The organism is Peptostreptococcus stomatis DSM 17678, from assembly GCF_000147675.1.
In the GTDB taxonomy this organism is placed as follows: Bacteria; Bacillota; Clostridia; order Peptostreptococcales; family Peptostreptococcaceae; genus Peptostreptococcus; species Peptostreptococcus stomatis.
In genome coordinates, this window is sequence record NZ_ADGQ01000072.1 from 40,107 (window position 1) to 53,941 (window position 13,835).

Below are 13,835 nucleotides of genomic sequence, written 5' to 3' on the forward strand. Positions count from 1 at the left end.
TCTAACTTTTGGGGGTCGGTACATTCGACATTAATACCTATCCTTGGACTCTCTTTCTATCCTTCTCATTGCGTCCTTTTTAGCTAGGTCTTGTCTCTTGTCATAGAGTTTTTTACCCTTGCCAAGTCCTAGTTCCAGTTTTACCTTGCCATTTTTTAAATACATGCTCATGGGTACCAGGGAGTAGCCCTTGACAGTGGTTGCCCCTATCAGTTTCCTAATTTCAGACTTGTGGAGTAGGAGTTTTCTTGTCCTGAGTGGGTCAACATTGAACCTGTTCCCCTGGTCGTAGGGACTGATATGGACTTGCTTTAAAAAAACTTCACTATTGTCTACAGAGGCATAACCTTCTTTTAGGTTGACCCTACCCTGCCTGATTGACTTGACCTCAGTCCCCTTTAGTTCTATACCACATTCAAAGACTTCATCTATAAAATAGTCGTGTCTAGCCTTCTTGTTGGTCGCTAGAATCTTTTTTCCCGACATTAGTTACCACCTTCTAACATTTCAAAATCTATCTCTCTTGCATCTACATTTACATTTACCAATTCAACCTCGACCTTTTGACCAAGCATAAAGGTCCTGCCTGTCCTCTGGCCTACCAAGACACTAGTACTTTCAACGTATTCATACATGTCCTCTAATGATGATAGCCTTATTAGGCCTTCTATACCATTTTCAAGTTCTACAAAGATACCAAAGCTAGTGATGCTGGATATGTGTCCTTCAAACTTCTGTCCTATCTTGTCTTCCATGTAGACTGTCTTATAGTAGTCATCCACATCTCTTTCAGCATCTACTGCCTTCCTTTCCTGGACTGATGATTGGTTGGCAACGGACTCTAGGATCGCCTCATAGTGGGCCCTCCTCTTTTCATTGAACCTTCCATCTAGATTTTCCTTGATTATCCTATGTATCTGGAGGTCTGGATACCTCCTGATAGGGGATGTAAAGTGACAGTAGAACTTGGCAGCCAGGCCAAAATGTCCCTCGCATGAAGCTGCATATTTAGCCTGTTTCAAGGACCTCAACATGATAGTCCCTATAGCCTGCTTAGTTTCCTTGTCCTCAATCTTGTTTAATACATCCTGGAGGTCACTCGGCCTTACCTCAGACCTTCCTATACGCATAGAGTACCCCCTAGCCTGGACAAAGTTTCTAAGTGTCAAAATCTTTTCTAGGTCTGGTTCCTCATGTATCCTGTAGACAAATGGATACTTGAGCCAGTAGTAGTGCTCTGCTATGGTCTCATTGGCCAAAAGCATAAACTCTTCTATCAGCTTATTTGATGTCCTTCTCTCATAAGGGACTATATTTATAGGTATACCCTGCCCATCTAACTGGATCTTAGATTCTGGGAAGTCAAAGTCTATGGCCCCCCTCTTGAACCTCCTCTTCCTAAGGATTTTAGCCAGGTCACCTGCATTTTTAAAGCTATTGAGAAAGTCTCCATACTTGACACTGAGTTCAGGGTCATTATTTTCCAGGATTTCGCTGACCTCGTGGTAGGTCAACCTGGCCTTGGACCTGATTACAGACTTAACTATATCGTACTTGACCACCTTGCCATTTTTTGGTTCAACCTCCATAATACAGGACAAACTTAGCCTGTCTACCATAGGATTTAGTGAACAAATACCATTTGACAGCTTCTTTGGCAACATAGGTATTACCTTGTCAACCAGATAGACTGATGTAGCCCTCTTAAGGGCCTCTCTGTCAAGGGGTGAATTTTCTGTTACATAGTGGGTAACATCTGCTATATGGACACCCAACCTGTAATTTCCATTGTCCAAAAGATCTACAGATATGGCATCGTCAAAGTCCTTGGAATCATCCCCATCTATGGTATATATTAGCTGGTCCCTAAGGTCCTCCCTGCCCTCTATTTCTTCATCTAGGACATGGTCAGGTATATTATCTACCTGGTTGATTACCTTTGGGTTGAAGCCCTCTACCAGACCATGGGCCCTGACTATGGAGTCGATTTCTACATACCTTTCCCCTCTTTGACCTAGTACCTCTATTATCTTGCCCTCTGGCTTCTTGCCCTCTTCGCTAGGCCATTCAGTAACCCTACATACTATCTTGTCATTGTTTTTTGCCCCACTAAAGTAGTTTTTAGGTATAAATATATCCATGTCAAACTTCTTGTCATCTACTATGACAAAACCGAAAGAACCATTGCCAACAAATAGGCCTACAAGGTCTTGGTTGGCTCTTTTTAATATCTTAACTACTATCCCTTCAGCCTTGTTATTTCCATAGGCTGGCCTGGTGATTTTTACCAGTACCTCATCTCCGTTAAAGGCACCCTTCCTGGAATCACCATCAATAAATATGTCTTCATATTCATTCTGGTCTGAGACTAGGAAGCCAAACCTGCTCTTAGTTCCCCTGTATATGCCCCTTTTAAGGTCAAAGGTTTCAAGGCTGGCCACCTTGTCCCTTGAATTTATAAAGAGGTCTCCTGCCTCATTCATCTGGTCTAACATTTGTAAAAACTCTTCTTTATCTTCATGGTGCTCTACAAAGACCTTAGCCAGTTCATCCTTCTTCAAAGGCTTGTAGGATGGGTCATGTATCAAATCCAGCACTCTTTCTTTTATCATGTCTATAATTGCCAACACCTCCTTAGTCAACAATATAATTTCACTTCTAGTATAACATATATATGGATTTATATACAAAAATATCGGCAACATCAAACCATTGACACTGCCGACCAATCTTCACTCTTATTAATTATTTCATTACCATTACAAGCGCTATTGCATTTATAAAAAATAATATTGAAACTATCTTTGTCATCTTGTTCAAAAAGGCTTCCTTACCCTTTGGCTTGAAATAAGCCTGTGAAGAACTATCTTCTATAAATACCTGAGGCTGGTTCTGCTTACTCTGTTGTGGTAAAACTACAATTATCATCACTATACTTAAAAATATCTGTATAGCCATTAATATATTTCCTAACATCACGTCCTCCTTCATAATAATCTGCTTCTATAAAATCCAAGATTAATTATAACACATCAAGGGGGTAATTACAATATTTCTTTGACTTTTGATGTTTTTATTATTAATTTGATTCAGGCCTAAAGCATATTTTCGATTTTAATACTAAATCAAAGGCCCTAGGACCAAAGACAGGTATTAAAAAGGGGCCTAAAATAGACCCCTTAAAATTCATATCAAGTTCTTATTACTTGCTTAGGTTGTAGAATGACTTCAACTGTTCGTATCTAGCAGATTCACCAACAATTTCTTCGATCCTTAACAACTGGTTGTACTTAGCAACTCTATCAGTTCTTGATGGAGCACCAGTCTTGATCTGGCCAGCATTTACAGCTACAGCTATGTCAGCTATAGTTGTATCTTCTGTTTCACCTGATCTATGAGATATAACTGCTGTATATCCAGCTCTCTTAGCCATTTCTATAGCATCAAGAGTTTCAGTTAGGGTACCTATCTGGTTAACCTTGATTAGGATTGAGTTAGCTACACCAGCTTCTATACCTCTTTCAAGTCTTTCAGTGTTTGTAACGAATAGGTCGTCACCAACTAGCTGGATTCTCTTACCAAGTCTATTAGTAAGTAGCTTCCATCCATCCCAATCTTCTTCGTTTAGACCGTCTTCTATAGTTATGATTGGGAACTCATTTACCCAACCTTCAAATAGGGCTATCATTTCTTCAGAAGAAAGAACCTTTCCTTCTCCCTTTAATTCGTACTTCTTAGTTTCTTCATTGTACATTTCAGATGCAGCAACGTCCATACCAAGCATTATATCCTTACCTGGCTCTAGACCAGCAGCCTTTATAGCTTCAACGATTAATTCTAGGGCTTCTCTGTTTGATCCAAGGTTTGGAGCGAATCCACCTTCATCACCTACACCACAAGCTAGTCCCTTTTCAGCAAGAACCTTCTTTAATGCGTGGAATACCTCTGCACCCATTCTTAGGCCTTCAGCGAAAGATGCAGCACCAACTGGTAGAATCATGAATTCCTGTACGTCTACATTGTTATCTGCGTGTTCACCACCGTTTAGGATGTTCATCATTGGAACTGGTAGCTGCTTAGCATTTACTCCACCTATATACTGGAATAGTGGTAGTCCCAATTCATCAGCTGCAGCTCTTGCTACTGCTAGTGATACACCTAGTATAGCATTGGCACCTAGCTTACCCTTGTTTGGAGTACCGTCTAGTTCTATCATTAGACCGTCTATTCCTGGCTGGTCAAAAGCGTCAAGGCCTTCAACTTCTGGAGCTATTATTTCGTTGACATTGTCAACAGCCTTTAATACACCCTTACCAATGTATCTGCCCTTGTCACCGTCTCTTAATTCAACTGCTTCGAAAGCACCTGTAGATGCACCTGATGGTACTATAGCTCTACCTAGGGCACCACTTTCTAATACTACCTCTACTTCTACAGTAGGGTTACCTCTTGAATCTAGAACTTCTCTTGCATAAACTAATTCAATAGCTGACATATTCTCTCTCCTCTCGTTATCAAAACGTTTATAATTTTTATCACTAATATTATATCACAAACTATTATCGATCACTTAATTTTTACCTAAATATTCGTTACCTTTTGTTTTTATTACAAATAAATTGATGGGTAAATTTGTAAAAGTTTCTCTAAAATATACTGAACGAATTATTTAATCAAAGAATGACCTGTCATTTCTTTTGGCTGGTCCATCTTTAGCATGGCCAGCAGGGTTGGAGCTATGTCTGACAGTCTACCATCTGTCAATAGGTCTCTTCCCTTAAATTCATCCCCTACCACTATAAATGGCACCGGGTTTGTTGAATGTGATGTAATTGGTCTACCTGTTTCCAGGTCTACCATTAGCTCTGCATTACCATGGTCAGCAGTGATGATACCACTACCACCAAGGCTAATTACCTTTTCAAATAGCCTGCCAACGCATTCGTCAACAGTCCTTATAGCCTTCTTTGTTGCATCAATACTACCTGTATGGCCTACCATATCAGGGTTGGCAAAGTTTACAACAACCAGGTCGTACTTGTCTTCATCCAAGGCTGCCAATAACTTGTCTAATAGGTCATAGGCAGACATCTCCGGTTGCAAGTCATAAGTTGCTACCTTTGGAGAAGGGATCAAGATCCTGTCTTCACCTTCGTAAGGCTTTTCTATACCACCATTGAAGAAAAATGTAACGTGGGCATATTTTTCAGTTTCTGCTGCCCTTAGTTGCTTCATTCCCTTGTCTGATAGGTATTGTCCTAATGTATTTACTATATCCTCAGGCCCATAGGCTACCTGGACACCCTGGATTGTCGCATCGTATGTAGTCATACAAACAAACTTAGTTGGGACTAGGTTTCTTTCAAAGCCTGCAAAGTCGACATCTACTATGGCTCTTGTGATTTCTCTAGCCCTGTCAGGTCTAAAGTTAAAGAATACCACTGAGTCTCCAGCCTTGATATTTCCTATAGATCCATCTGGCCCCTCTATTACTGTTGGAACTATAAATTCATCATTTACATCTGCAGCATATGATGCCTTGACACAGTCTGATGCTGATTTAGCCCTTGGTCCCTGGCCTTCAACTATGGCCTGGTAGGCTAACTGGACTCTTTCCCATCTCTGGTCCCTGTCCATGGCATAGTATCTACCTGCTACAGTAGCAAACCTGCCTAGTCCAAGTTCTTTCATATAGTCTTCTATTTGACCTACATAATCTATAGCACTCTGGGGGTCAGTGTCCCTACCATCTGTAAGGGCATGGACATACACACTTGTTAGACCATTTTTCTTGGCCATATCTAGTAGGGCCTTTAGGTGGTCTATATGGGAATGGACTCCACCATCTGACAATAAGCCTAGTATATGTAGACTCTTGTCCTTGGCATTTTCCATTGCCTCAACTAAGGCTGGGTTTTCAAAGAAGTCCCCGTCCTCTATTGCCTTTGTTATTCTTGTTAAGTCTTGGTATACTATCCTACCCGCACCTATATTGGTGTGACCAACCTCAGAATTTCCCATCTGGCCTCCTGGTAGACCAACATCTAGTCCACTAGCCTCAATTAGGGTATGAGGATACTTGGCAGATAGGGCATCTAGGTGGGGAGTTCCTGCCAAGGCTATGGCATTTCCCACCTTGTTGGGTGTATATCCAAAACCATCCATTATTGTTAATACTACTGGTTTTTTCATAATTATTACCTTCTATCTATTAAAACTTCAATAATCCTAGGAAGTCTGCCGGCTTAAGTGATGCACCTCCAACCAAGGCACCATCTATATCAGACTGTCCCATGATCTCTGCTACATTGGCAGGCTTTACACTTCCACCATACTGGATTCTTACCTGGTCAGCAAGGTCTCCATATATGTCTCTCACTACCTGTCTGATATAGGCGATTACTTCATTAGCCTGTTCAGCTGTAGCAGTCTTACCTGTACCTATAGCCCAGATTGGTTCATATGCTATTACTACCTTTGCTAGGTCTTCAGCCTTTACACCAGCTAGACCAGCTACTATCTGACCCTTTACCTTGTCCATAGTCTTGTCAGCTTCTCTTTCTTCTAGTGTTTCACCACAGCAAAGAATTGGATCTATGCCTACTTCTATAGCCTTTAAGACCTTCTTGTTACAAGTTTCATCAGTTTCACCATAATATTCTCTTCTTTCAGAGTGGCCTATGATTACATAGTCCATTCCAATTTCTACCAGGTTGGCTGGGGCTACTTCACCAGTAAAGGCACCTGAGTTTTCATAATGCATATTCTGAGCGCCTATTTTTATATTTGTACCCTTAGTTGCTAGCTTCAAGTCCTTTAATAGGGTGAATGGTGCGCATACTAGGACTTCTACGTCACCTTCAGTTTGTCCCTTTACTTCTTCTATAAATTCAAGACCTTCCTTAATTGTCTTGTTCATTTTCCAGTTACCAGCGATTATTGGTTTTCTCATATCTGTCTCCTTATTACCTTTTATTTATATAAAGTCTCTATTTACAAAACTTAGCTTATCCTATTTGTCATCTAGGGCTACTATACCTGGTAATTCCTTGCCTTCCAGGAATTCAAGTGATGCTCCACCACCAGTTGATATGTGGCTCATCTTGTCACCAAAGCCCATTTGGTTTACTGCAGCTGCTGAATCTCCACCACCTATGATGGTAGTTGCATCTACATCAGCCATAGCCTGGGCTATAGCCTTAGTACCATTGGCAAAGTTTTCAAATTCGAATACTCCCATCGGTCCATTCCATACTACTGTCTTAGATTCTTTTACAGCCTTGGCAAACAGTTCTCTAGTCTTTGGTCCTATGTCTAGTCCCATACAGTTTGCTGGTATGTCTCTACCTTCAGTGATATGAGGCTGGGCATCCTCTGCAAACCTGTCAGCATATACTACATCTACTGGTAGTAGTAGCTTTACACCCTTAGCCTCAGCCTTGTCCATCATTTCCTTGGCATAGGCTACCTTGTCCTCTTCTAGTAAGGATGTTCCTATTTCATGACCTAGGGCCTTGATAAATGTATAGGCCATACCACCACCTATGATCAATGTATCTACCTTTTCTAGCAGGTTGTTGATTACACCTAGCTTGTCACTAACCTTGGCTCCACCTAGGATGGCAAGGAAAGGTCTTACTGGATTTTCTACAGCTGATCCAAGGAAGTCTAATTCCTTTTGGATTAGGTAACCACAAACTCTTTCTTCTAAGAACTGACCTGCACCTACTGTTGAGCAATGGGCCCTGTGGGCAGTACCGAAGGCATCATTTACAAAGATTTCAGCTAGTGATGCCAATTCCTTTGAATAGCCTTCTTCATTTTTAGTTTCCTCTTTTCTATATCTAGTGTTTTCTAGTAGAACTACGTCTCCGTCCTTCATTTGAGCTACTGCCTTCTTGGCATTTTCACCTACTACATTGGCATCCGCAGCAAATACTACCTCCTGGCCAAGCATTTCAGATAACCTAGCTGCAACTGGTGCAAGTGATAGTTCTGGCTTTGCCTCTCCCTTTGGCTTACCCAAGTGTGAGCAAAGTATTACCCTGGCTCCATTTTCTATTAGGTACTTTATTGTAGGCATGGCCCCAACAAGTCTATTTTCATCAGTTATCTTACCATCCTTTAGAGGTACATTGAAATCGCATCTAACCAGGCATTTCTTTCCTCTTACATTGATGTCTTCAATTGTCTTTTTGTTAAGCATTGTCATAGAACTTCTCCTTTTAACTTATTTGCGTCATCAAATGACTCCTTATAAATACAAGTCTAGCTTAGCCTAGTAAACCAGATAAAAATACACAATATTTATAAATATTATATCATATATTCCCGCATTATTTGTATTTATAGACATATTTTTTATAAATAATATAACATATTTATTTCAACAAAAAAGTCCGAGGGATTAACCTCGGACTAAAATAACTTGCATCAACGAGGCTTTATCTTCTTAAAAAAGCCAGGCCTATATTATTTAGTCATACTTCCAACTAAACCTAATGTTCTAACTAACTGTGAAGTATAAGACATTTCGTTGTCATACCATGCAACTGCCTTTACTAACTGCTTGCCGGCTACATCCATTACCTTAGTAAGTGTAGCGTCAAATAGTGAACCGTAGCTGATACCTACTATGTCACTAGATACTATCTGATCTTCAGTATAACCGAATGATTCGTTAGCAGCAGCCTTCATTGCAGCATTGATTTCTTCAACTGTTGTATTCTTTTCAAGTACACAAACTAGCTCAGTTATTGATCCAGTAGTTACTGGAACTCTTTGTGCAGCACCATCAAGCTTACCAGCTAATTCAGGGATTACTAGGCCGATTGCCTTAGCAGCACCTGTTGTGTTAGGTATGATGTTACCTGCAGCAGCTCTAGCTCTTCTTAGGTCGCCCTTCTTGTGAGGGCCATCTAGAGTATTCTGGTCGTTTGTATATGCGTGGATAGTAGTCATTAGACCTTCAACTATACCGAACTTATCCTGTAGTACCTTAGCCATTGGTGCTAGACAGTTAGTAGTACAAGATGCACCTGAAACAACTGTTTCGCTTCCGTCTAGTATATCTGAGTTTACATTGTAAACTATTGTCTTAAGGTCTCCTGTAGCTGGTGCAGAGATTAGGACCTTCTTGGCTCCTGCTACTATATGAGCTTCTGCCTTTTCTCTTGATGTGAATAGGCCAGTACATTCTAGTACTATGTCTACATCTAGGTCTCCCCAAGGAAGATTTTCAGGATTTCTTTCAGATATTACCTTTATTTCATGTCCGTTTACTATGAAGGCACCTTCTTCAACTACTATTTCACCGTTGAATCTACCCTGAGATGTATCATACTTGAACAAGTGTGCCAACATGTTAGCGTCTGTTAAGTCATTTATAGCAACTACTTCAAACTTGTCAGTCTGCTCCATCATCTTTCTTAAAGCTAATCTACCTATTCTACCAAAACCATTAATTGCAACTTTTACCATTTTACTACCTCCAAAATACTTTTTGTTTTTTATATTACCTAATTCTACCAAATTTACATCGTCTAATTCTTCCAGAATTAAGATTTTGTCTTTTTACACTTTTACCATAATTTTGTTTTTACTTTTTGTCTTTGCTTTTTTGTTATCCCTGTTTGGATAACCTGTTTATCAGTTCTTTTGCACATTCCTCATCTGTTATCAAGTTCAGATTTTTGTTCATCTTGTACAAGGCCAGGAATGCATCTACCTTGTCCTTGCCTATGAATACCAGGCTTGCGTCTTTTGAATTTCTGTACATATCGATATCTATACCTACCGTATTTAGCTTCATGGCTATCTGGCCGTCTTTATCGAAGTAGTAACCAAAGGCTTCACCTACTGCCTTCTTTTCTTTTAGCAGGTCTACCTCTGCTTCAGACATCCCCCTTCTCAGGGCCATCACATCCGCCCTTCCTATACTGAAGAATATCCTGTCTGCCTTCTTTAAATCGTCCAGGGTACGCTTGATATCCGGTACCGACATCAGGGCTTCTCTAGCACTACCATCCAGGTTGTCCGGTATATAGAGAAACTCCACTTGAGAACCAAGTTTCTTTGCCATCGTGGCTGCTATACTATTGGCCTGGAGGTCAATTTCAGCACCAACACTTCCCCTTGTAGGAAGGATTTTTACCCCTTCATACTCTTGGCCAGTTTCGATATTCTCTGCCAGCTCCCTCATAGTGGAACCACCTGCTATGGCTATGATGTCATATTCGTTAATCTTCTTCAAAAGATATTCTGCTGCTGCCTTGGCAACCGACTTGAGATTATTGTCTCCAACCTTCTTGGCTATCACCACATCCTTTATACCAAGTAACTCCCTCAACTTGTCTTCCATATCACTGATGCCCATTATCTCGCCCATGACAGCCTCTAGATTTTCTAAGAGGTCCTGACCTTCACTCGTAATGGTCATACCCGAGACATCAATGTTGATAAATTTCTGGTCCTTTAAGAAGTCAATCTCTGTTCTAGTGGTCCTTTCACTCAGATTCAAGACTGAAGAAAGCATCCTCCTGCCAATTGGCTGGCTGATATTTATCTGCCTTAGTATGGCATATCTCTTTTCCATCAAGTCAATAGCCTGAGGAATGATTTTCTTCTGAACTTCTATTAAATTTTTCATAAACCTTCCTCCATTTATGCGGCTATTTGCGTCCCAGATGTATCTTATCCGTCCCACAATTTAATTATAAACTAGTGGGACAAAATTTGCAAGGTTTTTTTGAAATATTTTAGAATTATTTTTGCCCATTTTTTTAATATCCATAAGAGCCTAGTTATACCAATATTTTTAAGGTTTTTTTATAACAAGAAAAATAGGGGACATTTTTAGTCCCCTATAAAGTCTTATTAATTTTTTGCAAGGTTATGGTCAATTTATGTCCCATTCCTAATTCTATAGGACTCCGAAGTGCTTTAGGGCATATTCTATACCATCATCATCTATGTCCCTTGTAACAAAGTCGGCTATTAGCTTTACCGGTGGGTTTGCATTTCCCATGGCCACCCCTGAACCAACATATTCTAGCATGGATATATCATTACCACCATCTCCAAAGGCCATACAGTCCTCTCTATCTAGGTCTAGATAGTCTAACAGGGCCTCTATGCCCTTGTCCTTGCCCCCATCTGCTATCACAATATCTGCAAATTCAGGACACCACCTCATAGCCTTGCAATTAGGTATATGGTCTAAAAATTCCTTTTCATCCCTTTCATCTATATAGGCCAAAAGTTGGTAGGTTTTTTGACGGTATATCCTGGATAGGTCTTCTACATGGGTATCATAACCTGTACCTCCTATCTTTTCCCTAAAGGATAGGACCCTCTCATTTATAATATTTATATACATATGGCCCTCTTCGACAAACTCACAAGATATCTTATTTTCTTCTATGTAGGGTATCAGGGGTTCCAGACTCTCCAATGGTATGGCCACATCCCTTAAGACCTCCCCCTCATATATGCAATACTGGCCGTTTAGCATAACATAGCCATCAAATTTAAAATCCAACATCCCCTCTATAGCACCCAACCAGGCCGGCGACCTGCCAGTTGCCAAGAAGAGCTTAATCCCCTTTTTTCTAAGTTCCTCAAGAGACCTCCTGGTAGATTCAGGCACCTTGTGAGTTTTAATACTCAAAAGGGTACCATCGATATCAAAAAATATTGCCTTTGTCATAAGTTTTCATCCCACCTTTGCTATTACTTTTTTAATACTAAATATATCTCCTCCCTATTGTAGCATATAAATCTATTTTTAAAAAACTTTTTAATATAGTTGACTAAGCAACTAATTTTTAGTAAAATATATAATTAGTTGACTAAGCAACTAATATGTGCAAATAAATCAATTATATTTAATCAGGGAATAAATATGAATAATATTTAGTATATAAATAAAGGAGTTTATACTTTATGAAAAATAATCCAGGACATATGATATCCATCCTCTATAGGAAGGGAAATATCTATAAAAATGAGCATTTAAAAGATATCAACTTAACAGCATCAGAACACCCATTTTTAAATGCCTTATATAAGAATGATGGATGTTCGCAGGAGGACCTGTCCAATACCCTTAATATCGACAAGGCATCTACAACCAGGGCAATCCAGTCCCTACTAAGCAAGAGCCTAGTTGTCAAGACTAGTGACGAAAAAGATAGGAGGGTCAATAGGATCTATTTGACTGACCAAGCTAAATCTATCAAGGATGACCTTTATTCTGTTTTACACTCTTGGGAAGATACCCTAACAGAGGGTATGACAGATGAAGAAAAAGACCTTGTCTATTCATACCTATTTAAGATGGTCCAAAATACTGAAAAATACTTTAATGAAAATAGCAAGGAAAAAAATAAGAAAGGAAATATAAGTAATAATGACTGATAAAAACAACTCACTAGAAAATAATATTCTTGGATACGAGAGAATATTGAAATTATTATATAAGTTCTCTGTACCTGCTATTATCGGTATGCTTGTCAGTGCCCTATACAATGTGGTAGACAGGATATATATCGGTAACAGTCCAGACCTTGGAGCGAACGGTCTTGCTGCCTTGACCATATGCTTCCCAGCCATGATTATCATGATGTCAACTGGTATCCTTTTTGGTCAGGGTGGTGCTACCCTATTTTCAATAAATCTGGGTAGGAAAAACTACGAAAAAGCTGATAGGGTCTTGGGTAATGCTACATCCCTATTAATTATATTTGGCCTATTGATTACTATCTTTGGCCAGATTTTTCTTGACAAGCTCCTAATTTGGTTCGGGGCTAGCCCAGCTATCCTACCACATGCCAAGGAGTATATGAGGATTATCCTGATTGGTACTGTATTTCAGGTTATCAGTATGGGTATGAACAACTTCCTAAGGGCTGATGGCAAACCTAAGATGTCCATGGTTACCATGTTGGTTAGTGCCGGTTTGAATGTAATACTAGACCCAATATTTATCTATGCCTTTAGGATGGGTATGAGCGGGGCAGCCATTGCAACTATAACATCCCAGTTTGTATCTATGGTTTGGAGTATCCACCACTTCCTAAAGAGGGGTGCCCTACATAGGATCCAGCTTAGGTACATGAAGCTAGACAGGTCCCTAGCACTTGAAATTACAAGTTTGGGTATGCCGGGCTTCTTAATCCAGCTATTTAGTAGTATCCTAAACCTGATTTTGAACAATGCCCTAATAACTTATGGTGGAGATATAGCCGTATCAGGTATGGGTATAGTTACCAGCCTGGCCACCCTACTTGTCCTGCCTGTTATAGGCCTAAACCAGGGTCTCCAGCCTATAGTTAGCTTTAATTACGGTGCCAGGAACTACGATAGGGTCAACAAGGCTGCCAGGCTATCTATTATGGTTGCTAGCTGTATGACCACTTTCGGCTTTATCTTGATTAGGACCATACCAGTCCTACTAGTATCAATGTTTAATAGGGATAAGGAGCTTGTTGCCTTCAGTGTCCACGCCCTACAAACCTGGTTGATGTTCCTTCCTTTCCTTGGCTTCCAGATTATAGGGGCAAACTTCTTCCAGGCCATAGGACGCCCAAAGAGGGCCATGTTCCTGACCCTACTTAGGCAGGTTCTGATACTTATACCATCCATATTAATCCTTTCTAGATTATTCGGCCTAAATGGTATCCTCTATGCGGCGCCACTAGCTGACTTAAGTGCAACCATAGTAACAGGAATACTATTTTTCACCTTTACAAACAGAATGGTAAATCAAGCAAAAAAAGAATAGCGTCAAGGTTAATATCCGACCTTCTTAGTCACCTGACTAGGAAGGTTTTTTA

General features: G+C 40.1%; 12 protein-coding genes. 2 read left to right on the forward strand and 10 right to left on the reverse strand.

Features of this window, described 5'->3' with window-relative positions:
* Positions 1-30: 30 nt before the first annotated feature.
* The 10 genes from smpB to HMPREF0634_RS08820 all read right to left on the reverse strand — a co-directional run bounded on the left by smpB (position 31) and on the right by HMPREF0634_RS08820 (position 11,707).
* A complete protein-coding gene (smpB, locus tag HMPREF0634_RS08775) occupies positions 31-486 on the reverse strand; it encodes an SsrA-binding protein SmpB (RefSeq protein ID WP_007791248.1) in 456 nt (151 codons plus the stop codon).
* Positions 486-2,630: a ribonuclease R gene (gene rnr, locus HMPREF0634_RS08780; RefSeq protein ID WP_408635000.1), complete on the reverse strand. Its 2,145-nt coding sequence runs from the start codon at positions 2,628-2,630 to the stop codon at positions 486-488. The genes smpB and rnr overlap by 1 nt, the downstream gene beginning before the upstream one ends.
* Positions 2,631-2,745: 115 nt before the next feature.
* A complete protein-coding gene (gene secG, locus HMPREF0634_RS08785; RefSeq protein ID WP_007791220.1) occupies positions 2,746-2,976 on the reverse strand; it encodes a preprotein translocase subunit SecG in 231 nt (76 codons plus the stop codon).
* Positions 2,977-3,202: 226 nt separating this feature from the next.
* Positions 3,203-4,495, reverse strand: a complete 1,293-nt coding sequence (eno, locus tag HMPREF0634_RS08790) for a phosphopyruvate hydratase (RefSeq protein WP_007791232.1) — start codon at positions 4,493-4,495, stop codon at positions 3,203-3,205.
* 170 nt (positions 4,496-4,665) lie between these two features.
* Positions 4,666-6,192: a 2,3-bisphosphoglycerate-independent phosphoglycerate mutase gene (gene gpmI, locus HMPREF0634_RS08795; RefSeq protein WP_007791173.1), complete on the reverse strand. Its 1,527-nt coding sequence runs from the start codon at positions 6,190-6,192 to the stop codon at positions 4,666-4,668.
* 19 nt (positions 6,193-6,211) lie between these two features.
* Positions 6,212-6,952, reverse strand: coding sequence for a triose-phosphate isomerase (gene tpiA / locus HMPREF0634_RS08800; RefSeq protein ID WP_007791163.1), 741 nt, complete (start codon positions 6,950-6,952; stop codon positions 6,212-6,214).
* 60 nt (positions 6,953-7,012) lie between these two features.
* Positions 7,013-8,212: a phosphoglycerate kinase gene (locus tag HMPREF0634_RS08805; protein ID WP_007791166.1), complete on the reverse strand. Its 1,200-nt coding sequence runs from the start codon at positions 8,210-8,212 to the stop codon at positions 7,013-7,015.
* A 260-nt stretch (positions 8,213-8,472) separates the two neighbouring features.
* Positions 8,473-9,480 carry a type I glyceraldehyde-3-phosphate dehydrogenase gene (gene gap / locus HMPREF0634_RS08810; protein ID WP_007791211.1) on the reverse strand — a complete coding sequence of 336 codons (1,008 nt, stop codon included), beginning with the start codon at positions 9,478-9,480 and terminating at the stop codon, positions 8,473-8,475.
* A gap of 142 nt (positions 9,481-9,622) precedes the next feature.
* A complete protein-coding gene (locus HMPREF0634_RS08815; RefSeq protein WP_007791170.1) occupies positions 9,623-10,648 on the reverse strand; it encodes a sugar-binding transcriptional regulator in 1,026 nt (341 codons plus the stop codon).
* Positions 10,649-10,921: 273 nt separating this feature from the next.
* Positions 10,922-11,707 carry a Cof-type HAD-IIB family hydrolase gene (locus tag HMPREF0634_RS08820; RefSeq protein ID WP_007791193.1) on the reverse strand — a complete coding sequence of 262 codons (786 nt, stop codon included), beginning with the start codon at positions 11,705-11,707 and terminating at the stop codon, positions 10,922-10,924.
* A gap of 236 nt (positions 11,708-11,943) precedes the next feature.
* Here HMPREF0634_RS08820 and HMPREF0634_RS08825 point away from each other — a divergent pair, with 236 nt between their 5' ends.
* Entirely contained in the window at positions 11,944-12,417 is a 474-nt protein-coding gene (locus HMPREF0634_RS08825) for a MarR family winged helix-turn-helix transcriptional regulator (protein ID WP_007791213.1), read from the forward strand.
* A complete protein-coding gene (locus HMPREF0634_RS08830) occupies positions 12,410-13,783 on the forward strand; it encodes an MATE family efflux transporter (protein WP_007791243.1) in 1,374 nt (457 codons plus the stop codon). The genes HMPREF0634_RS08825 and HMPREF0634_RS08830 overlap by 8 nt, the downstream gene beginning before the upstream one ends.
* The last annotated feature ends 52 nt before the right edge of the window (positions 13,784-13,835 follow it).